This window comes from uncultured Azonexus sp., from assembly GCF_937982035.1.
Taxonomy (GTDB): Bacteria; Pseudomonadota; Gammaproteobacteria; order Burkholderiales; family Rhodocyclaceae; genus Azonexus.
Genome location: NZ_CALJNI010000008.1, coordinates 265,751 through 286,579, shown reverse-complemented (window position 1 = coordinate 286,579; position 20,829 = coordinate 265,751). Strand labels below are relative to the sequence as shown.

The following is a 20,829-nucleotide window of genomic DNA, read 5'->3' as shown; positions in this document are numbered from 1 at the left end:
CACCCGGTGGCTGGGAACCGTTGTCAGTGCGTCCGGAAGCTGTCGGCGCTGATGCCGTGGCGGGTCAGCTTGTCGTACAAGGTCTTTTTCGGCACTTGCAGCAGTTCGGCGGCCTGGGCGACGTTGCCGGCGCAGTGCTGGAGGGCGGTTTCGATGGCGCGGCGTTCGGCGGCGTCGACCTGGGCGCCGAGCGAAGCGGGCGGGGCTTCGGGGGTGCCGCTGAGGGCGTCGGACAGGCCGAGCGCCCAGCGGTTGGCGACGTTCTTCAGCTCACGCACATTGCCCGGCCAGTCGTGTGCCTGCCAGCGGGCGAGGTCGGCCGGCGTCCAGCTGGCCGGCGGGCGCTGGTAGCGCTGGGCGGCTTCCTGGAGGAAGGCGGCCATCAACAGCGGAATGTCGTCGCGGCGTTCGCGCAGCGGCGGCAGGTCGATGCTGACGACGTTGAGTCGGTAGTAGATGTCGGCGCGGAACTGGCCGGCGTCGGCCAGCGCCTTGAGGTCGGCCTTGCTGGCGGCGACGACGCGGCAATCGACGGCGATGCTGTGGTTGCTGCCCAGGCGTTCGATGCAGCGCTCCTGGAGCACGCGCAGCAGCTTGACCTGCAGGTTGAGCGGCATCGACTCGATTTCATCGAGGAACAGTGTGCCACCGCTGGCGTGTTCGATGCGGCCGATGCGCCGCTTGCCGGCGCCGGTGAAGGCGCCCGCCTCGTGGCCGAAGAGTTCGCTTTCGAAGACCGTTTCCGGCAGCGCCGAGCAATTGACCGCGACGAAGGGGCCGCGCCGGCCGCTGGCGTCGTGGATGGCGCGGGCGACGACCTCCTTGCCGCAACCGGTTTCGCCGTTGATCAGGATGTCCACGCCGGTCGGCGCGAGGGCGCCGATCAGCCGGCGGATGTCCTGCATCGCCGGGGTCTGGCCGATCACCGCGCTCAGGCCGGCGGCGTGCAGTTGCTCCTTGAGCTGGCGGTTCTCGACCAGCAGGGCGCGTTTGTCGAGGGCGCTCCTGACCGCCGCGATCAGGCGTTCGGAGGGAAAGGGTTTTTCGATGAAGTCGTAGGCGCCGTCGCGCATCGCCTCGACGGCCATGGCCACGTCGCCGTGGCCGGTCATCAGCAGCACCGGCAGTTCGCGGTCGAACTGGCGCAGTTCGCGCAACAGCGTCAGGCCGTCGCGGCCGGGCAGGCGGATGTCGCTGACGACCAGCGCGGGCCGTGTCGTCGCCAGCGCGGCAAGCATGCTTTCGGCGTCGGCGAAGGCGCGCACCGGGATGTCGGCGATGGTCAGCGCCTGCGCGCAACCCTTGCGCACGGCGCTGTCGTCCTCGATCAGGAAGACCGGCAGCACCGGTCGGCTGGCATCATCGCTCATCGTCGTCCTTGCCGGCAGCGGGCAGCGTCAGCACGAACACGGCGCCGCCGTCGGCCGCGTTGTCGGTGCGTAGTGTGCCACCGTAGCTTTCGACGATGGCCAGCGAGATCGCCAGGCCGAGGCCGAGGCCTTCGCCGGCGGGCTTGGTGGTGTAGAAAGGCTCGAACAGGTGGCTGCGTACTTCGTCGGCAATCCCCGGGCCGTGATCGCGCACGCTCAGGCGGACCTGGCCGGCGCTGCCGGTGACGGTGATTTCCAGACGGGGTGCGGGCTGGCCGTGCATGGCGTCGAGGCCGTTGAGCATCAGGTTGACCAGCACCTGTTCTAGGCGGCCGGCTTCGGCGACGACCTGCAACCCGCTATCGTTCTGGCTGACTTCGATGCTGGCCGCGGTGTCGCGGCGGCGCGGCTCGACCAGCAACAGCGCATGTTCGATCGCGCTGGCGACGCTGACCGGCTGCGGCGTCGCCGCTTCTTTACGGGCGAAGGTCTTCAACTGGCGGACGATGCGTCCGGTACGGCCGACCAGTTCGCCGATCATCTGCAGGTTTTCCGCGACTTCCTCGTGGCGGCCCCGGGCGAGCAGGGCGCTGGCGTTGTCGGCGAAGGTCTGCAGCGCCGCCAGCGGCTGGTTCAGCTCGTGGCTGATGCCGGCCGACAACTGCCCGAGGACGGCCAGCTTGCCGGCCTGTACCGCAGCGTCGCGGGTTTCGTGGAGGATTGCTTCGGTGCGTTGCAGTTCGGCGATCTTGGCGGTCAGGTCGGCGGTGCGTTCGGCGATCCGCTGTTCGAGTTCGCCGTGGATGCGCTGCAATTCCTCGCGCCGACGACGGCGATGACGCAGGTGGGCGGCGACGCCGATGGCGAAGGCGGCGGCGAAGACCAGCGCCGTGGCGCCGGAAAACGCTGCCGCCCGGGCTTCGTCGAGGCGGCCGAGCTGCACCACCTGCCAGCCGAAATTGCCGACCGGGCGGGTCACCAGCAGGTGCTCGCGCGGCATTTCGTCGGGCAGTGCCAGACGCAGGGGGGCGCTGGCTTCGAACGGCACGGGCCGGTCGGCCAGGGCGACGATGGCCTGGTTGCCGTACTGGCGGGTCTCCGCCAGGCGGGCCGTGGTCGCTGCCGGCAGCGGCGCCAGCGTGCGATAGCGCAGGCGGCGTTCCGACGACAGGAAGACGATGCCGTCGGCGTCGGCCAGCAGCAGGATGTCGCTGGCGCCGGCCATGGCCTGTTCCATGGCCTCCAGGCCGATCTTGAGGACGACGACACCGAGTATCTGCTGTCCGTCGCGGACTGGTGCGGCGATGAAGTAACCGGGTTCGCCGGTGGTCACGCCGACGCCGTAGAAGCGCCCCAGGCCTTGCGCGACGGCATCGGTGAAGTAGGGCCGGAAGGCGTAGTTGTGGCCGATGAAACTGCGCGGCTGGCGCCAGTTGCTGGCAGCCAGCGTCAGGCCGTTGGCGTCGATCAGGTAGGTGGCGGCCACCGCCGCCCCCTGTTGCGCGGCTTCGAGATAGGCGTTGGCCGCGTCGATCCGCTGTTTGTTGCCGGGGTCGCGCAGCAGCGCGGCCAGCGAGGGTTCGAGCGCAAGCAGGCCGGGCAGCGATTCGTGCCGGTTCAGCGTGGCGTCGAGCGACAGGGCGAAGGCGTCGAGACGCTGCGTGGCCAGCCGGCGTTCGTGGGCCAGGTTGTGGTCGAGCAGCAGGCGATAGCCGAGCAGGCCGATCAGCAGGCAGGCCAGCGTTGCCAGTACGGTCAGCAGCCAGGTGCGGGAAGGCGCTTTGGAAGGGATGACAGGACGGCTCATGGCCGCATCGTAACCAGTTTTTCGTGTTGCGGCGCAGGGGCCGGGCAGGCTTTCAGGTCGACCACGGTGTCGGCAGGCAGCGTCGGCAGCCAGTCCGGCAGCGGTCGGCAGTTACCGGCCGTACACACCACATAGGGCGCGACATGCGGCGAATGGCGCAAGCTCACCGCCGGCAGCAATGGCAAGGTGGGGGTGTAATGCCAGGCGCCGTCGCGGTAGACCGCGTCCGTCGGCGGTTCCATGCCGGCGCCGGTGCCTAGCACGCGGGCCGAAGTCAGCCGGAGTTGATCGCCCTGCAGGCGGTAGTCCTCCGCCCACAGGGTTTTCTGGATCGAGTGCGTCCATTGCAGCGTGACTGCCTCGCCGAGCGGCGCCACCAGCAGGCCGGCGACGAGGCAGATCACGTTCATGCCGGCTGCAGGCGACGGGTACGCAGCAGGTGCCAGCCAATGAAGGCGGCGCAGGCGGCGAAGCCGATCTCGTCGGTGAGCGGCATGGCGGCGACCAGCATGAAGGCGGCGGCCGCAGCCCAGACGCGTTCCCAGGCGGCCAGCGGTGCGCGCAGGTAGCCGATGCTGGCGGCGCCCCACAGCGTGATCGCCAGCAGCGCCTTGCCGACGATGTAGGCCACTGCCAGGGCCGACGGGTCGCCTTGCAGCATCAGCGCATTGTCGTACACCGCCATGAACGGGACGACGAAGCCGGCGATGGCGATCTGCACCGCCTTGATGCCGATCTTCATCGCCGGTTCCTTGGCCACCGAGCTGGCGGCGAAGGCGGCGAGTGCCACCGGCGGCGTCAGGTCGGCCATGATGCCGAAGTAGAAGACGAACATGTGGCTGACGATCAGCGGTACGCCGAGCTCGAGCAGCGCCGGGGCGGCGATCGAGCTGGTGATGATGTAGTTGGGAATGGTCGGGATGCCCATGCCCAGCACCAGGCAGATCAGCATGGTCAGCAGCAGCGAGACGAACAGGCTGTCTTCGCCGACCTTGAGGATGAAACCGGCGAAGTTGGTGGCGGCGCCGGTCAGCGTCAGCACGCCGATGATGATGCCGACGATGGCGCAGGCGACACCGACCGGCAGCGCCTGCTTGGCGCCATCGACCAGGCTGTTGCGCATCACCTGCAGCGTGTCGCGGCCGCCCTGGACAAACAGGCAGGCGACGATCAGTAGCGCAATGACGATCAGCACCGGATAGACCCCCCACTTGACCAGCGCCGAGGCGCCGAGACCGACCGCGATCCAGAAGACGAAGCGGAAGGCGGTGCCGGAAAGGCGGGCGGCGACGGCGGCGCCGAGGATCAGGATGGCGCACAGGGCGAGGCCGACCATGCCCGAGTACATCGGCGTGAAGCCGTTGAACAGCATGCCGACCAGGCCGACCAGCGGCAGCACCAGATACCACTGCTCACGGATCGCCCGCCAGGGGTTGGGGCAGTCTTCCTTGGCCAGTCCGCCGAGATTCTTGCGGCCGGCTTCGAGGTGCACCATCCAGAACACCGTCACGTAATAGAGGATGGCCGGGACCAGCGCCGCCTTGACGATCTCGATGTAGGGGACGTTGAGGTTTTCGGCCATGATGAAGGCGACCGCGCCCATCACCGGCGGCATGATCTGGCCGCCCATCGAGGCGGTGGCCTCGACGGCGCCGGCGAAGGTGCCGGAATAGCCGAAGCGTTTCATCAGCGGGATGGTGAACTGGCCGGTGGTCAGCACGTTGGCGACGCCAGAGCCGGAGATCGAGCCCATCAGACCGGACGAAACCACCGATACCTTGGCGGCGCCGCCCTTGGCGTGGCCAACGAAGCCGAGCGCCACCGAGTTGAACAGGTTGATCATGCCGGCGTGTTCGAGGAAGGCGCCAAAGAGCACGAAGAGGAAGATGTACATCGCCGAGACCATGGTCGGGATGCCGAAGATGCCTTCGGTGCCGAAAGCCAGCTGGTCGACGATCTGGGCGAAGTCGTAGCCGCGGTGGGCGAGGTCGCCCGGCAGATACTGGCCGAACAGGCCGTAGAGCAGAAAGAGGGCACAGATGGTCGGCAGCGCCAGGCCGAGGATGCGGCGGGCGGCCTCGAAAACGAGGACGATCATCGCCGTACCGACGATCAGGTCGGTGGTGCTCGGGTCGCCGGCGCGCATGATCAGGTCGACTTCGAAAACCCATTGATAGGCGGCGAGCGCGAAAGCGAGGCCGGCCAGCAGCCAGTCGCCGTAGGGAACGCGGTCAAGGCGACCGTTCTTGCGGATCGGGAAGAGGATGAAGGTCAGGGTCAGCAGGAAGCCGACGTGCAGCGCGCGCATGACCAGACTGGAGAGCGGATGGAAGGCCGCGATTGCCAGCTGGTAGATGGAAAAGCCGAGCGCGATGCCGGTCAGCACGAGGAGCGCGACGCCTCCGAGACGGCGCTGGGCGCCGTGCTCGGAGAACGTCTCCTGCTCGATGTTCGGCGGGGAGACGTGAGCCGTCATGATCGCTTACTTGAGCAGACCGGCTTCGCGGTAGTACTTCTCGGCGCCCGGGTGCAGCGGCACCGGCGAGCCGGTGGCCAGCTTTTCCTTCTTGATCGCCTTGGCGGCGGCGTGGGCGGTGGCCATCGCGTCGAGGTTCTCGGCCATCGACTTGGTCATCTTGTAGACGGTGTCGGCCGGCACGCCTTCGTGGGTGATCAGGTAGTTGGGCACGAGCACGGTGTTCACGTCGGTGGTCTGGCCGTTGTAGGTGTTGGCCGGGATGGTGCCGGACTGGTAGGCGGCGTCGCCGATCTTGGCGACCACATCGGCCGGGATCGGGATGACGACGATCTTCAGCGCGGTTGCCAGGTCACGCACGGCGGCGACGCCGAGGCCGGACGACAGCAGGGTGGCGTCGAGCTGGCGGTTCTTCATCAGTTCGACCGACTCCGAGTAGCCGAGGTATTCGGTCTTGGCGAAGTCCTGGTAGCTCATGCCGACGGCCTTGAGGATGTCGCGGCTGTTCAGTTCGGTACCGCTCTTCGGCGCGCCGACCGAAACGCGCTTGCCCTTGAGGTCGGCCAGCGACTTGATGCCGGAATCGGCGGAGGCCAGGAAGTGGATGTAGTTCGGGTAGATCGCGGCGACCGTGCGCAGCTTGTTCAGCGGCGCCTTGAAGCCGACTTCGGCGTTACCCTTCCAGGCTTCGGACAGGGTGTCGCCGAGCGTGAAGGCGATTTCGCCCTTGCCGGCCTGCAGCAGGTTGAGGTTTTCGGCCGAAGCCTTGGTCGCCTGCACCGACATCTTGGCATCGGGCAGCACCTTGCCGTAGATCTGGGTCAGCGAGACGCCGAGCGGGTAATAGACACCGCTGGTGCCGCCGGTCAGGACGTTGATGAAGCCGGATGCGTTGGCGGCAGTGGCGCCGACGGCCAGCGAAGCGGCGACGATCAGGGAACGCAGTTTCATATTATCTCCTCCGTGGAATTGGGACGCGCCGCAAGGCGGCAGCGGAGGAAGACATCGCAGGACCTGTGCCAGCCGCGTCGCCGGCTGGCAAATCATTGATTTATTGAAGTTGTTTTCTGGCTGACGATAACTGGCGACGGTCACTCAGTGCGGAATTCCGGAATCAGGCAAGGCGCCGGTGCGGAAATCCGCACAAGCTCAGTCGGCCAGCAGCATCGCGCCGAGCGCCGCCGGCTGTGCCGCCGCCCGCCAGCCAGCACGCATCTCGTCGGCGTTCAGGCTGCCGTAACCCCAGGTCACGGCGATGAAGGGCAGGCCGTTGGCGTCGGCCGACTCGCCGTCCTCGCTGCGGTCGCCGATGTAGATTGCCTGTTCCTTGGCGATACCCTGGTCGGCGAGCAGCCGGGCGATCATCGCCGCCTTGTTCGGCAGGCGCGGCGAAATCAGGTCGAGCGCATAGACATGGGTGAAATGCCCGCGCCAGCCGAGGTGGTCGAGGATCAAGCGGGTCGGGTGGATACGCTTGTTGGTGGCAATCGACAGCGTCAGCCCGGCCCCGGCGAGTTCGGCGAGCAGTTCGCCAACCCCGGCATAGGCGGCGGTTTCCCGGTACCCGGCGCCGTCGTAACTGGCCTTGAAGGCCTCGGCCAGCCGCCCGATCAACGCGGGATCGTCGCTACCCGACAGCAGTTGCAGGGTCTCGGTCAGCGGCGGGCCGATCACGCTTGCATCGATGGCGACAGCCGGTGCGATGCCGGTCTGCGCGAAAGCCGCGCGAAAACTGGCGAGGATGGCCGGGGCGGAGTCGATCAGCGTGCCGTCGAGGTCAAAAACGATGTGCGGGTAGCGGGGCATGGGGGAATGTACAGGCAAAGAACGAAGGATGGCCTGAGTATCGGTGCGCTTACGGCAAGAAACCGGCTCAGGATTTTGTGGACGCCGGTGCGGCGATGGCGCCTGCGAGTATGCCACCGTCGATGTTCAGCTCCGCACCGGTAATGTAGGTGGCTTCGTCCGAGGCGATCATCACCGCGACTGCCGCGACTTCCTCCGGCCGGCCAAAGCGGCGCAACGGACAATCCTGCACGAACTCACGCATCCGTTCCTCGCGTTCCGGACCGCTGCCGAGCAAGGGTTCCCACATCGGCGTCAGGATGGCTGCCGGATGAATCGAGTTGCAGCGGATCGGCAGTCCTTGCTCTGCGCAGTACAGCGCCACCGTCTTGCTGTGGTTGCGCACCGCCGCCTTCGAGGCAGCATAGGCCGCCGCCCCCGGAATGCCGACCAGGCCGGAGCGCGAGGAAATGTTGATGATCGAACCGGTGCACGCGGCTTGTCTCATTGCCTGGATGGCATGTTTGCAACCCAGAAACGTGCCATCCAGATTGGTCTGATGAACGGCACGCCAGGCTTCGAGGGAAGCATGCTCGGGGTCATGGACGAGATTGCCTTCCTCGAAGCCGGTGATCCCGGCATTGTTGACGAGTACATGCAGGCCCTGGCGTTCCTTGAGGATTGCCGTGGTGACCGACTGCCAATCAACCTCGACGCGCACGTCGAGATGCAGGTACCGGGCTTGCCCGCCAAGTTTTTCGGCAGTCGAGCGTCCGGTGACATCGTCGATATCGGTCAGATAGACGAATGCCCCGTTATCGACGAAGGCGCTTGCTATCGCCGCCCCGATGCCGCGTGCCGCCCCGGTGACCAGTGCGGTTTTGCCTTCGAGTCGTTTCATCTGCGTGCTCATTGAGTTTTCTCCCTCGTCGACGGGTCGTAGTCGTCCGGCGTTATGCCCCAGTCGCCCCAGGTATACCAGTCGTCGCCGAGCATTTCGGCGGGATGCATGGTGCGGCCGGAGCCGTTGCCGCATTGCAGGTCACCGGCCGGACAATATTTGTCGCACCCCCAGCAGATGCGCTCGGGGTGTTTGGGGTGGAGCGGGAAGCGCTTGGCCATCGCTCCTCCTCGCTTACAGCAGCGGCGCCAGCCAGCGTTCGGCTTCCTTGACGTCCATGCCCTTGCGTGCGGCCCAGTCTTCGAGCTGGTCGCGGCCGATCTTCGGGATGGCGAAGTACTTGGCGCCGGGATGGCCGATGTAGAAGCCGGAGACGGCGGCGGCCGGGGTCATGGCGCAGGATTCGGTCAGCGCCATGCCGATTGCCGGCGCGTCGAGCAGGGCGAACAGTTCGCGCTTGGCGGTGTGGTCGGGGCAGGCCGGGTAGCCGGGGGCGGGGCGGATGCCCTGGTATTGTTCGGCGATCAGCGCGTCGTTGTCGAGCTTCTCGCCGGCGGCATAGCCCCAGAACTCGGTGCGCACCTTCATGTGCAGCCATTCGGCGGCGGCTTCGGCGAAGCGGTCAGCCAGGGCCTTCAACATGATCGCCGAGTAGTCGTCGTGGGCGGCTTCGAAGGCGGCGACACGGTCGTCGATGCCGAGGCCTGCAGTGACGGCGAAGGCGCCGGCGTAATCCTGCTCACCGACGAAATCGGCCAGCGCGGTGTTGAAACGGCCGGCCGGTTGCTTGATCTGCTGGCGCAGGCCGACCCAGCGGGCGGCCTCGACGCTGCGCGACTCGTCGGTGTACAGCACGATGTCCTCGTTCTCGCCGCGGGCCGGGTAGAGGCCGAACACGGCTCTGGCGGTCAGCCATTTTTCGGCGACGATTTTCGCCAGCATCGCCTGCGCGTCGTGGAACAGCTGGCGGGCGGTTTCGCCGACGACGTCGTTGGTCAGGATGGCCGGGTAGCGGCCGGCCAGGTCCCAGCTCTGGAAGAAGGGCGACCAGTCGATGTAGGGGACGAGGTCGGCGAGCGGGATGTCCAGCGTCTGGCGGCCGAGTTGCGCCGGTTTGACCGGCGTGTGCGCTGCGTTCCACGTGAAACGGTTGGCCCGGGCGTCGGCCAGGCTGACCAGCGTGGCGCCCTTGCGGCCGGCGTGCTCGGCGCGCACGGTTTCGTATTCGGCGGCGATTTCGGCAACGTAGCCGGCCTTCTGGTCGGTCGATAGCAGCTTGGTGGCGACGCCGACGGCGCGCGAGGCGTCCGGCACATAGACCACCGGGCTGTCGGTGTTGCTGGCGATCTTGATCGCGGTATGGGCGCGGCTGGTGGTGGCGCCGCCGATCAGCAGCGGCTGGTTCATGCCGAGGCGTTTCATCTCGGCGGCGACGTGGGCCATTTCTTCCAGCGACGGGGTGATCAGGCCCGAGAGGCCGATGATGTCCACCTTGTGCTCGAGCGCCGCCTTGAGGATGTTGTCGCAAGGCACCATGACGCCGAGGTCGATGACGTCGTAGCCGTTGCAGCCGAGCACGACGCCGACGATGTTCTTGCCGATGTCGTGCACGTCGCCCTTGACCGTCGCCATCAGGATCTTGCCCTTGGAGCCGAGGCCGGTACGGGCCTTTTCGGCTTCGATGTAGGGCAGCAGGTGGGCGACCGCCTGCTTCATGACGCGCGCCGACTTGACGACTTGCGGCAGGAACATCTTGCCGGCACCGAACAGGTCGCCGACGACGTTCATGCCGCTCATCAGCGGCCCTTCGATGACCGCCAGCGGCGGCTTGCCTTCGCTTTCCAGCTTGACGCGGACTTCCTCGGTATCGGCGACGACGAAATCGGTGATGCCCTTGATCAGCGCGTGTTCCAGGCGCTTTTCGACCGACTGCTCGCGCCAGGAGAGGTCCGGGCCGGCGTCCTTGGCCTTGCCTTCCTTGACCGTCTGCGCGAAATCAACCAGCGCCTCGCCGGCGCCGGGGTTCTTGTTCAAAACCACGTCCTCGACCTTGGCGCGCAGCTCCGGCTCCAGGTCGTCGTACACGCCGAGCATGCCGGCGTTGACGATGCCCATGGTCATGCCGTTTTTAATGGCGTGGTAGAGGAAGACGGTGTGGATCGCCTCGCGCACCGGGTCGTTGCCGCGGAAGCTGAACGACACGTTGGAAACGCCGCCGGAAATGTGTGCGTGCGGCAGGTTTTCCTTGATCCAGCGCACCGATTCGATGAAATCGACGGCGTAGTTGTCGTGTTCCGGGATGCCGGTGGCGATGGCGAAGATGTTCGGGTCGAAGATGATGTCTTCGGCCGGGAAACCCATGCCGGTCAGCAGCTCATACGCCTTGCCGCAGATCTCGATCTTGCGTTCGTAGGTGTCGGCCTGGCCCTTTTCGTCGAAGGCCATGACGATGACGGCGGCGCCGTAGCGGCGGGCGAGTTTCGCCTGTTCCAGGAACCTGGCTTCGCCTTCCTTCATCGAGATCGAATTGACGATGCCTTTACCCTGGATGCACTTGAGGCCGGCCTCGATCACTTCCCACTTCGACGAGTCGATCATGATCGGCACGCGCGAGATGTCCGGTTCCGAGGCGATCAGCTTCAAGAACTTGTCCATGGCGGCGAGCGAATCGAGCATCGCCTCGTCCATGTTGATGTCGATTACCTGGGCGCCGTTCTCGACCTGCTGGCGGGCGACGGCGAGCGCGTCGTCGAAGCGGCCCTCCAAAATCATCCGCGCGAAGGCGCGCGAACCGGTGACGTTGGTGCGCTCGCCGACGTTGACGTAGAGCGAGTCGGCGGTGACGTTGAAGGCTTCCAGCCCGGACAGGCGCAGTGCCGGTGCGATGACCGGTTTCTGGCGCGGGGTGAGCGCCGCGACACGTTGCGCGATGGCGCGGATGTGCTCGGGCGAGGTGCCGCAGCAGCCGCCGACGATGTTGACGATGCCGCGCTCGGCCCAGCCGGCGATCTCGTCGGCCAGTTGTTCCGGGGTTTCGTCGTAGCCGCCGAAGGCATTGGGCAGGCCGGCGTTGGGGTGGGCCGAGACGTAGCAGTCGCAGACGCGCGACAGTTCCTCGACGTACTGGCGCAGCTCGCTGGCGCCGAGCGCGCAGTTGAGACCGAAGGAGAGCGGCTGGACGTGGCGCAGCGAGTTCCAGAAGGCTTCGGCGGTCTGTCCCGACAGCGTGCGCCCGGAAGCGTCGGTGATCGTGCCCGAGATCATCACCGGCCAGCGGCGGCCGGCGATGTCGAAGTACTTCTCGATGGCGAACAGCGCGGCCTTGGCATTCAGCGTGTCGAACACGGTTTCGACGAGCAGGATGTCGGCGCCGCCTTCGATCAGCCCGGTGGTCGCTTCGAAGTAGTTGGCGACCAGTTCGTCGAAAGTGACGTTGCGGTAGCCGGGGTCGTTGACGTCGGGCGAGATCGACGCGGTGCGTGAGGTCGGGCCGAGGACGCCGGCCACGAAGCGCGGCTTGGCCGGATTCTGCGCGGTGAATTCGTCGCACAGGCGGCGGGCCAGTGCGGCGCCTTCGAAGTTCAGTTCGTAGACGATCTCGGTCAGGTTGTAGTCGGCCTGCGAGACGGCGGTCGAGTTGAAGGTGCAGGTCTCGATCAGGTCGGCGCCGGCTTCCAGGTACTCGCGGTGGATGCCGCCGATGATGTCGGGGCGGGTCAGCACCAGCAGGTCGTTGTTGCCCTTTAGGTCGTGCGGGTGATCCTTGAAGCGCTCGCCGCGGTAGTCCTTCTCCTGCAGGCCGTGGCGCTGGATCATCGTGCCCATGGCGCCGTCGAGGACGAGCAGGCGTTGTTCGAGCAGGGCGTGGAGTTCGGCAGTACGGTCGGGCTGGATCATGGATTACCTCGGCAAAGCACCGGTGACGCCGCCAAAAAGCGAACGGCGCTGCAAACCGGCGGGAAACTTGGGGTTTGCGAGCGCCGTTGATCGTTGCCGAGCCTGGCCATTCACTGAAATGGTCGCAGCGCTCCTCGGCAGGGGGTGAAGTGTAGCCGTCGACGGGCCGAAAGCCAAGTTTTCCCTGCAAAAACAGTCGCTCAGCCTGTCTGGTCACGTGGCGGATGTGCCGTGGTCAGCATCCGCCATGACGATTTAGTTTGCTAAGGGATGCAATGCCGCGTATTGTGCACCGCAGCGATTTCTAGTTGTATTGTTATTTTGTCGGTTTAGTACCCGCAGCTCTGCGGCGCCATTCCCCCATCTTCGCTTTGCCCTCTTGATCTCGCCCCACCCAGGGGCATTCCGCCCCGCAATTTTCGGAGATTCAAGATATGGCAACAGGTAGCGTCAAGTGGTTTAACGATTCCAAGGGTTTTGGCTTCATTTCACCTGAAGGCGGCGGCGAAGATCTCTTCGCTCACTTTTCCGCAATTCAATCCAATGGTTTCAAGACCCTGGCCGAAGGCCAACGGGTGAGTTTCGACATCACCAACGGTCCCAAGGGCAAACAAGCCAGCAACATCCAGATCGCCTGATTCTCCAGGCCTTCTCTCTGACAGCCGCATTGGCGTGACTGTCAGTCCCTTCATGCCGACACCCATTGCCGGCATGAAGTCCCCGGATCGGCGCCTGCCGATTCCCGGGCAAACCTAGAAAAGAATCAATGAACATAGAAAAACAACGTGCCCTGGCGGAACGCCTGTGCGCCGAATCGGGTATTTCCGTCCTGCCCTACGGCAACGCCTGGTGGCTACTGGGCCGGGGCATCAACCGGGTGGTTGGCGAACTGGCCGGACTGTCCCATTCCGACCTTCAGCGCTATCAATTCATCGAGCGGTGAGATTCAGGCGGCTGGCCGAAAGCCTTCGGCCCAGTCCGTTCAAAACGACACGGAGAACAGCATGACCATGACCCACGCCATCCAGCGCAACCAGCTCAAGACTTTCTACTACACCCCGGTGCATTGCCCTTTCTGCGGCACCCGGGTGATGGGGGCCGATCCGGTGGACGAAACCTTGATCACCGCCTGTATCCATACCCTGTTCATCGCCCATGACATGGCTTTTGAATACCGCTCCGAGCGTTTCGACACGAATCTGTGCCTCAACGGCCTGAGCGAAAGGGAAGTCGAAGAGCGGTGGCTGAGGGAGACCGACGGCATCGACGGCCTCACCAACCAGGTCACCCTGGCAGACGCCATCAAGGTTGCCGCCTACGCGCCGGCGCCGTCGGCCTATGGTTCCTACTACGGGTTCGCGCCGACTGAATGAGCGGATTGCGGCGGCGTCACGGCTGAACCGCCGCCTCAGCCCAGCGGCTCGCAGCGCAGCCAGATCGTGAATACGGCGCCGCCCCCGTCTGGGGAGTCGACGGTGATGCGGCCGTCGTAGCGTTCGACCAGCGATTTGCTGACCCACAGGCCAAGGCCGTGGCCGCCGGGTTTGTGGGCGGTGTAGAAGGGCTCGAACAGGTGTTCGCGGTCGGCTTCCGGGATGCCCGGGCCGGAGTCGGCGACGCTCAGGCGCAGGCCGATCGGCATGTCGGCTTCGTCCCAGTCCTCGACCGCCAGCCGCAGCGTGCCGCCGTCGGGCATGGCCTGGATCGCGTTGGCCAACAAATTGATGACGACCTGCTGCAGCTCGTTCTTGTTGCAGGTGACCAGCCGCGCCGAATCGATCTGCTGTTCGATGGCGATATTGCCCTTGCGCAACAGGTGACCGACCAGCAGCAGGCAATCGTGGATCAGTTGCTGGGCGCCGACCGGTTCGAGGTAGCCGACGTATTCCTGCGGTCGGGCGAATTGCAGCAGCTTGGTCACGATCAGGCGGATGCGGTGCACCTGATCGAGGATCAGCCGGAATTCCGGCTCGACCGGTTTGGCTTGCTCGCCGAGCACTTCGCGGGCCATTTCCAGATTGCCCTGGATGACGGCAATCGGATTGTTGATTTCGTGGGCGACGCCGGCGGTCAACTGGCCGATGGCGGCCATTTTTTCCTGAGTGATCAGCTTGCCCTGCGTCGACCGCAGGGTTGCCAGCGCTTCCTGCAATTCGGCAGTGCGCTGGGCCACCTTGCCGTCCAGGGCTTCGCCCCAGCGTTGCAGGGCGAGCGCCTGCGCCTGCTGGCTTTCGAGCAGGCGGTCGAAGTGCCGGGCCAGGTCGCCGACCTCGTCGACATTGGGCACCGGGCCGACGCGGGCGGTGCCATCGCCGTTCTGGATGGCGTTCATGGTCGCGTGCATGCGCTCGATCGGATGAAAGACCTGGCGTGCCCAGAGCACGCCGAATACCGCAACCAGCAGCATGGTCAGCGCGAATAGCGCGACGATGCCGGACAGCGCCGAATTGCGGGCTTCGGCAAACGGCGTTTCGAGGAAACCGACGTAAAGCATGCCGATGCGCTCGCCGCGACTGTCGATCAGCGGGCGGTAGCCAGAGTAGTACCAGTCCTGGACGACGAAGGCGCGGTCGAGCCAGGTTTCGCCCGCGCCGAGCACGGCGTCGCGTACCGCCTGCGAGACGCGGGTGCCGATGGCGCGGCCGCCTTCGAACAGGCGGACATTGGTGGCAATGCGCACGTCGCCGAGGAAAAGCGTTGCCGTGCCGACGCTGCCGAGCATCAGTTCGCCATCGGGATAGACGATTTCGTTCAGGCGGTCGACGAATTCGAGATTGCCGTTGAGCAGCACGCCGCCGGCCAGCACGCCGAGCAGCTGGCCGTCGTGCGCGTAGACCGGTGCGGCGCTATGCACGACCAGACCCCGGTCTTCGGCCACACGCGGGTCGGGCGTCGCGTTCTGGGTCGGCAGCAGCGGCGTATGCGCGCGGCGGGCCAGGGCGGGGTCGATGGCGGCCAGCAAGCCGGGGGTGAAGATGTCGTTATCGGTCTGCGCCTGCCCTGAACGGGCGCGCTCGATGACCGGCCAGCCGGCGAAGCAGGGCTTGCCGGCGTAAGCGGGGGCGCAATCGTCGGCGTCGAGCAGGTGCAGGAAATCCAGCTTCAGGCGCTGTCGCTCCGCGTCCAGCCAGCGGGGCAAGGCATCCGGGTCGGCGGCGGCGGCGGCCAGGCGGGTCGACCCGGCCAGACCTTCAACGGCGGTACCGATGCCGGCGCTGACGCGTTCGTAGTAGCCGTTGGCGATGCCCAGATCAGCGCCGACCTTGGCCACCAGCAAGCGGTCGAGATAGGCGCTGCCCCACTGGGTGAGGATGATCAGCAGCAGCGGCAACACGACGCCCAGCGGCAACAGGGCCAGCGCCAGCAGACGTTGGCGGATCGACTGCCGCCGGGGTTTGTCGCTCACTCGCAGCCCCAGGCGGTGCACTTGCGGTCCAGCGTCTTGCGCGAGATGCCCAGGCGGCGCGCGGCTTCCGACTTGTTGCCGTGGCAGGCCTGCAGCGTGGCCAGGATGTGCCGTTTCTCGACGGCTTCCAGGCGCTCGCCGCTCGCGCTTTCACCGTCGTCGCCGCTGTCGTCGTCGGTACCCAGGTCGAACCAGCCGAGGATCAGCGAGCGTTCGATGAAATTACGCAGTTCGCGTACATTGCCCGGCCAGTCATAGGCGGCCATGCGGGCGAGGGCACGCGGCGTCAGGTCGAGCGGCGGCACGTTCAGCGCCTGCGCCATGCTGGCGATGAAATGGCGGGCGAGCAGGGCGATGTCGTCGGGGCGCTCGCGCAGGGCGGGCAGATTGAGTTCGACGACCTGCAGGCGGTAGTAGAGGTCCTGGCGGAAGCGCTGCTGGGCGACTTCTTCCTTGAGATTGCGGTTGGTGGCGGCGATGACGCGCACGTCGACCGGGATTTCCTGTTCCGAGCCGACCGGCCGGATGCGCCGCTCCTCGAGCACGCGCAACAGCTTGGCCTGGGCAGCGGCGGGCATTTCGGCGATTTCGTCGAGGAACAGCGTGCCGCCCTGGGCGTAGTAGAACAGGCCTTCGCGGGCGCTCTGGGCGCCGGTGAAGGCGCCCTTGACGTGGCCGAACAGTTCCGATTCGATCAGTTCGGCGGCAATCGCCGCGCAGTTGATCGGCACGAAGGGGCCGGCGTGGCGGCCGCTCATGCGGTGCAGGGCGCGGGCGGCGACTTCCTTGCCGGTCCCGGATTCGCCGGTGATCAGCACGGTGGCGTTGGTCGGCGCGATTCGCTTGAGCCGCTCGCAGATGCCCTGCATGGCATCGGACTGGCAGATGACGCCATCGACCGCCGTCGATCTTTCCTCGATCTCGCGGCGCAGCACGAAATTTTCCCGGCGCAGCCGCGAGCGTTCGAAACAGCGGGCGACGCCGTTGAGCATCTGGGCCACCGAAAAAGGCTTGAGCAGGAAGTCGGAGGCGCCGGCGCGCAGCGCGTCGATGGCCGTATCGAGGTCGGCGTAGGCGGTGATCAGGATGACGTCGCCGGCAAAGCCGTCGTCGCGCAGGTCGTGCAGCCATTCGATGCCGGAACGGCCGGGCAGCGAGATGTCGAGGATGATCAGGTCGTACAGCCGCCGGTGCAGTTGCGGCACCGCCTGTTCGACGCTGCCGGCCGTATCCACCTGGCCGTAACGCTGGGCCAGCGCCCGCTGCAGGAAACTGAGCATGCCCGGCTCGTCATCGACGACGAGGATGGAAAAGGGCGGCTGCCCCGCACCTGCCTGATCCGGGCTTGACTGAACGTTTCCCGGTTTTGTTTGATCCATGATTGACTCCGCTTTTCCGGCATCATCGCAAACCTGGGCCTTGGCTAGCAATTGCTACGCGATGCGGTCAATTGCCGGTGATCGGGATGCATGGGAGTAAAATCGCGGTTTTTCAACAGATTGCGATGCCATGACCTTTGCCGAACTGGGCCTAGCCGCCCCGCTGTTACAGGCGCTTGAAACCCTCGGTTACCAGACGCCGACGCCGGTTCAGCAGCAGGCCATTCCGCCGGTGCTGGCCGGCCGCGACCTGATGGCGGCGGCGCAGACCGGCACCGGCAAGACCGCCGCCTTCGCCTTGCCGCTGCTGCACAAGCTGGCCGCCGACGGCAAGAAGGTCGGCAGCAACGCGATCCGGGCGCTGGTGCTGGTGCCGACGCGTGAACTCGCCGAGCAGGTCAACGCCAGTTTCCGCGAATACGGTCAGGGCTTGTCGGTCAGTTCCTACGCGGCCTACGGCGGCGTCAGCATCAACCCGCAGATGATGCGCCTGCGCCGCGGCGTCGATGTGCTGGTGGCGACGCCCGGCCGCCTGCTCGACCTGTTCCGGCAGAATGCCGTGAAGTTCCGCGATGTGCAGGTGCTCGTGCTCGACGAAGCCGACCGCATGCTCGACCTCGGTTTTTCCGCCGAACTGGACACGCTGTTCATGGCGTTGCCGAAGAAGCGGCAGACGTTGCTGTTCTCGGCGACCTTCTCCGAACAGATCCGCAACATGGCGCGCGCCCGCCTGCGCGATCCGCAGACGGTCGAGGCCGGTCCGCGCAGCGTCACGGTCAAGGCGGTCAAGCAGTGGGTGGTGCCGGTCGACAAGAAGCGCAAGACCGAGCTGTTCCTGTTCATGCTCAAGGACCGCAAGTGGGGGCAGGTGCTGGCCTTCGTCAAGACCAAGAAGAGTGCCGACGATCTGGTTGCCCGCCTGCAGGCGAAAAAGATCGCCGCTGATGCGATTCACGGTGACCGGCCGCAGGCCTCGCGCCTGCGCGCGCTGGAGAGCTTCAAGGCGGGCGAGGTGCAGATCCTCGTCGCCACCGACGTGGCGGCACGCGGCCTGGACATCGACGATCTGCCGCAAGTGGTCAATATCGACCTGCCCATCGTCGCCGAGGATTATGTGCACCGCATCGGCCGCACCGGCCGGGCCGGCGCCACCGGCGAGGCGATCTCGCTGGTCTGTGCCGACGAGGCACCGTTGCTGGCGGCCATCGAGGTGCTGATCAAGCAGGTGCTGAGCCGCGAGGAAGAGCCGGGCTTCGAGCCGGATCACCGGGTGCCGGCAACCAACGGCGTGGTTGCCGCGCCGAAACGGCCGAAAAAACCCAAGCTCGGTCGCTCCGGCGGCACCCCGGGCAACTGGGTGGGTTACGACGACTATACGGTCGGCGACAAGCCGGTACGCCGCGGTACCGGCCAGCCGCTGGCCCGGACCCCGCCGCTGGCCGGCAAAAGGCCACCGGCCAAGGCACGCGGTCGTTGATGGCCGGCGTCAGCGAACGCTGACGCCGTTGCCTGCGCGCATCTGGCCGATCACCCGGGCTTCGCTGAAGCCGTCGGCGCGGAAGATGTCGAGCACCGCGTCCACGCAGTCCGGGGCGCAACTGACCAGCAGGCCGCCCGAGGTTTGCGGGTCGGTCACCAGCTTCTGCTGCCACGGGGCGAAGTCGGCCGGCAGTTCGACTTCCTCGCCGTAACTGGCCCAGTTGCGGGTCGAGGCGCCGGTGGCGACGCCCTGGCCGAGCCAGTCCAGCGCTTCGGCGATCACCGGCAGGTCGGCGAAATTGACGTCGGCGCCGAGGCCGGCACCCCGGCAGATTTCCAGCAGATGGCCGGCCAGGCCGAAGCCGGTGACGTCGGTCAGCGCGTGCACGCCTGCCAGTTCCGCGAGCTTGGGGCCGGGGGTGTTGAGCTTGGTCGTCCAGCGCAGCATCTCGGCGTAGCCGGCGGCCGACAGCTTGCCTTGCTTGAGCGCCGCCGACAGCACGCCGATGCCGAGCGGCTTGCCCAGCACCAGGCAATCGCCGGCCTGCGCGTCGCGATTCTTCTTGAGCTTGTCGGGATGGACCAGGCCGAGGGCGACCAGGCCGTAGATCGGTTCGACGACGTCGATCGAGTGCCCACCGGCGACCGGGATGCCGGCTTCGCGGCAGATGCTGCTGCCGCCTTCGATGATCTGGCCGATGACTTCCGGCGGCAGCTTGTCGATCGGCATGCCGACCAGGGCCAGCGCCAGGATCGGCTTACCGCCCATGGCATAGACGTCGGACAGGGCATTGGCGGCGGCGATGCGGCCGAAATCGCGCGGGTCGTCGACCACCGGGGTGAAGAAGTCGGTGGTGGCGACCAGCGCCTGCGTGTCGTTGAGGCGGTAGACGGCGGCGTCGTCCGAGGATTCGATGCCGACCATCAGTTCGGGCGGAATCAGGCCGCGGTCGACGTGCTTGAGGATGTTGCTCAGAACGGCCGGCGAGATCTTGCAGCCGCAGCCGCCGCCATGGGCGAACTGGGTCAGGCGCAGGGGGGGCGGGTTTGCGGAAGGTTTGTCCATGAGCTGATCCTGAACTTCGTTAAAATGCCGTCTTTGGCTTGAAAGGGCGAAGGATAAAGGAAAATGCGCGACGACAGGCCGCCGGCAAATCAACGACCGTCCTCGCGCAAGGGGATCGCCAGCCTCGACGCGCTGGCCGGTTTCGACGAGATCATCGACGTCCGTTCGCCGGCCGAATTCGCCGACGACCACATTCCCGGCGCGATTTCCTGCCCGGTTCTCGACGACGCGCAGCGGGCCGAGGTCGGCACGCTGTACAAGCAGGTCTCGCCCTTCGTCGCCAAGAAACTCGGCGCTGCCTACATCTCCGCCAATATCGCCCGTCATTTGCAGGAACGCTTTCTCGAGCGGGACAAATCCTGGCGGCCACTGATCGTCTGCTGGCGCGGCGGCATGCGTTCCGGCGCGATGACCACGGTGTTCCGCTCGGTCGGCTGGGATGCCTGCCAGCTCGAAGGCGGTTACAAGGCTTTCCGCAATCATGTGCTGGCCGAACTGGAGCGCCTGCCCGGCCTGTACCGTTTTCACGTCATCGCCGGGCCGACCGGTTCGGGCAAGACGCGCATCCTCCAGGCCATGGCCGGGCAGGGCGCCCAGGTGCTCGACCTGGAGGGCCTGGCCTGCCACAAGGGCTCGGTGCTCGGCGGGCAGCCCGGTCAGGCGCAGCCGGGGCAGAAATGGTTCGAGACCTGCCTGTGGCATGCGCTGGCCGCCTTCGATCCGGCGCGGCCGGTGTTCGTCGAGTCGGAGTCGCGCAAGATCGGCCGCCTGCGCCTGCCGGAAGCCCTGTTCCTCGCCATGCAGCAGGCGCCGTGCAGCGAAATCCGGGTTGCCCGCGACGACCGCGTCGCTTTCCTGCTGCAGGATTACCCGCATTTTCTGCACGATATCGGGGAACTGGCTGTGCGTCTGAACGGTCTGCGTGCACTGCTCGGCAACGAGCGTATCGACGACTGGCTGGAACTGGCCGGGCAGGGCGATTTTTCCCGTCTGACCGCTTCCCTGCTCGAACTCCACTACGATCCGCTGTACGGGCGCGCCCTGGGCCATCTGCGCGGCCCGCGCCGACAGATCGAGGCCGGCGCGCTGACGACAGAGGAAATTGCCCGGGTGGCGCAGCAGGTCCAGGCCTTGGCGCCCTGATTCGTGAATTGGGACATTTTGTCCATTCGCTCTGGCGGAGTGGACAAAATGTCCCGGTTTTCGCGCCGGGGCTCAAACCCGAAGTCTTTCGCCTCAGTGACTTGCGCCGAATGGCATGGT

Annotated in this window: 17 protein-coding genes and 1 riboswitch; of the genes, 5 read left to right on the top strand and 12 right to left on the bottom strand. The window is 66.2% G+C overall.

Going from position 1 to position 20,829, the window contains the following annotated elements; genetic code table 11:
- Positions 1–23: 23 nt before the first annotated feature.
- The 9 genes from Q0799_RS07350 to metH all read right to left on the bottom strand — a co-directional run bounded on the left by Q0799_RS07350 (position 24) and on the right by metH (position 12,233).
- Positions 24–1,370 carry a sigma-54 dependent transcriptional regulator gene (locus tag Q0799_RS07350; RefSeq protein ID WP_298396388.1) on the bottom strand — a complete coding sequence of 449 codons (1,347 nt, stop codon included), beginning with the start codon at positions 1,368–1,370 and terminating at the stop codon, positions 24–26.
- Complete coding sequence (locus tag Q0799_RS07345) at positions 1,360–3,177, bottom strand: ATP-binding protein (protein ID WP_298396386.1); 1,818 nt, start codon at positions 3,175–3,177, stop codon at positions 1,360–1,362. The genes Q0799_RS07350 and Q0799_RS07345 overlap by 11 nt, the downstream gene beginning before the upstream one ends.
- Positions 3,174–3,587 carry a DUF1850 domain-containing protein gene (locus tag Q0799_RS07340; RefSeq protein ID WP_298396383.1) on the bottom strand — a complete coding sequence of 138 codons (414 nt, stop codon included), beginning with the start codon at positions 3,585–3,587 and terminating at the stop codon, positions 3,174–3,176. Before Q0799_RS07340 ends, Q0799_RS07345 begins: the two co-directional genes overlap by 4 nt.
- Complete coding sequence (locus Q0799_RS07335) at positions 3,584–5,653, bottom strand: TRAP transporter permease (protein WP_298396379.1); 2,070 nt, start codon at positions 5,651–5,653, stop codon at positions 3,584–3,586. The genes Q0799_RS07340 and Q0799_RS07335 overlap by 4 nt, the downstream gene beginning before the upstream one ends.
- A 6-nt stretch (positions 5,654–5,659) precedes the next feature.
- Positions 5,660–6,604 carry a TAXI family TRAP transporter solute-binding subunit gene (locus Q0799_RS07330; RefSeq protein WP_298396376.1) on the bottom strand — a complete coding sequence of 315 codons (945 nt, stop codon included), beginning with the start codon at positions 6,602–6,604 and terminating at the stop codon, positions 5,660–5,662.
- Between the two features lie 198 nt (positions 6,605–6,802).
- Positions 6,803–7,459, bottom strand: coding sequence for an HAD hydrolase-like protein (locus Q0799_RS07325; protein ID WP_298396373.1), 657 nt, complete (start codon positions 7,457–7,459; stop codon positions 6,803–6,805).
- 67 nt (positions 7,460–7,526) lie between these two features.
- Positions 7,527–8,351 carry an SDR family oxidoreductase gene (locus tag Q0799_RS07320; protein WP_298396369.1) on the bottom strand — a complete coding sequence of 275 codons (825 nt, stop codon included), beginning with the start codon at positions 8,349–8,351 and terminating at the stop codon, positions 7,527–7,529.
- Complete coding sequence (locus tag Q0799_RS07315; protein ID WP_298396365.1) at positions 8,348–8,560, bottom strand: DUF3079 domain-containing protein; 213 nt, start codon at positions 8,558–8,560, stop codon at positions 8,348–8,350. Before Q0799_RS07315 ends, Q0799_RS07320 begins: the two co-directional genes overlap by 4 nt.
- Positions 8,561–8,573: 13 nt before the next feature.
- Positions 8,574–12,233, bottom strand: a complete 3,660-nt coding sequence (metH, locus tag Q0799_RS07310) for a methionine synthase (protein WP_298396477.1) — start codon at positions 12,231–12,233, stop codon at positions 8,574–8,576.
- 74 nt (positions 12,234–12,307) lie between these two features.
- A riboswitch (S-adenosyl-L-homocysteine riboswitch) is annotated at positions 12,308–12,378 on the bottom strand.
- A 292-nt stretch (positions 12,379–12,670) separates the two neighbouring features.
- On the opposite strand from metH, the gene Q0799_RS07305 reads away from it, so the two are divergent.
- The 3 genes from Q0799_RS07305 (at position 12,671) to Q0799_RS07295 (ending at position 13,609) form a co-directional block, all read left to right on the top strand.
- Positions 12,671–12,874 carry a cold-shock protein gene (locus tag Q0799_RS07305; RefSeq protein WP_298396362.1) on the top strand — a complete coding sequence of 68 codons (204 nt, stop codon included), beginning with the start codon at positions 12,671–12,673 and terminating at the stop codon, positions 12,872–12,874.
- A gap of 128 nt (positions 12,875–13,002) precedes the next feature.
- Positions 13,003–13,179 (top strand): hypothetical protein, encoded by a 177-nt coding sequence (locus Q0799_RS07300; protein ID WP_298396359.1) that lies wholly within the window; start codon positions 13,003–13,005, stop codon positions 13,177–13,179.
- Between the two features lie 67 nt (positions 13,180–13,246).
- A complete protein-coding gene (locus Q0799_RS07295) occupies positions 13,247–13,609 on the top strand; it encodes a hypothetical protein (protein WP_298396474.1) in 363 nt (120 codons plus the stop codon).
- A gap of 35 nt (positions 13,610–13,644) precedes the next feature.
- On the opposite strand, the gene Q0799_RS07290 is transcribed toward Q0799_RS07295, so the two are convergent.
- Positions 13,645–15,642 (bottom strand): cache domain-containing protein, encoded by a 1,998-nt coding sequence (locus Q0799_RS07290; RefSeq protein WP_298396356.1) that lies wholly within the window; start codon positions 15,640–15,642, stop codon positions 13,645–13,647.
- On the bottom strand, positions 15,639–17,021 hold the full coding sequence (locus tag Q0799_RS07285) for a sigma-54 dependent transcriptional regulator (protein WP_298396353.1): 1,383 nt from the start codon (positions 17,019–17,021) through the stop codon (positions 15,639–15,641). The genes Q0799_RS07290 and Q0799_RS07285 overlap by 4 nt, the downstream gene beginning before the upstream one ends.
- Before the next feature lie 130 nt (positions 17,022–17,151).
- Here Q0799_RS07285 and Q0799_RS07280 point away from each other — a divergent pair, with 130 nt between their 5' ends.
- Complete coding sequence (locus Q0799_RS07280) at positions 17,152–18,498, top strand: DEAD/DEAH box helicase (RefSeq protein WP_028993963.1); 1,347 nt, start codon at positions 17,152–17,154, stop codon at positions 18,496–18,498.
- A 9-nt stretch (positions 18,499–18,507) separates the two neighbouring features.
- Here the strand turns inward: Q0799_RS07280 and selD are convergent, their stop codons facing one another.
- Positions 18,508–19,566: a selenide, water dikinase SelD gene (gene selD / locus Q0799_RS07275; RefSeq protein ID WP_298396349.1), complete on the bottom strand. Its 1,059-nt coding sequence runs from the start codon at positions 19,564–19,566 to the stop codon at positions 18,508–18,510.
- A 63-nt stretch (positions 19,567–19,629) separates the two neighbouring features.
- On the opposite strand from selD, the gene mnmH reads away from it, so the two are divergent.
- Entirely contained in the window at positions 19,630–20,709 is a 1,080-nt protein-coding gene (mnmH, locus tag Q0799_RS07270) for a tRNA 2-selenouridine(34) synthase MnmH (protein ID WP_051295234.1), read from the top strand.
- Positions 20,710–20,829: the final 120 nt, after the last annotated feature.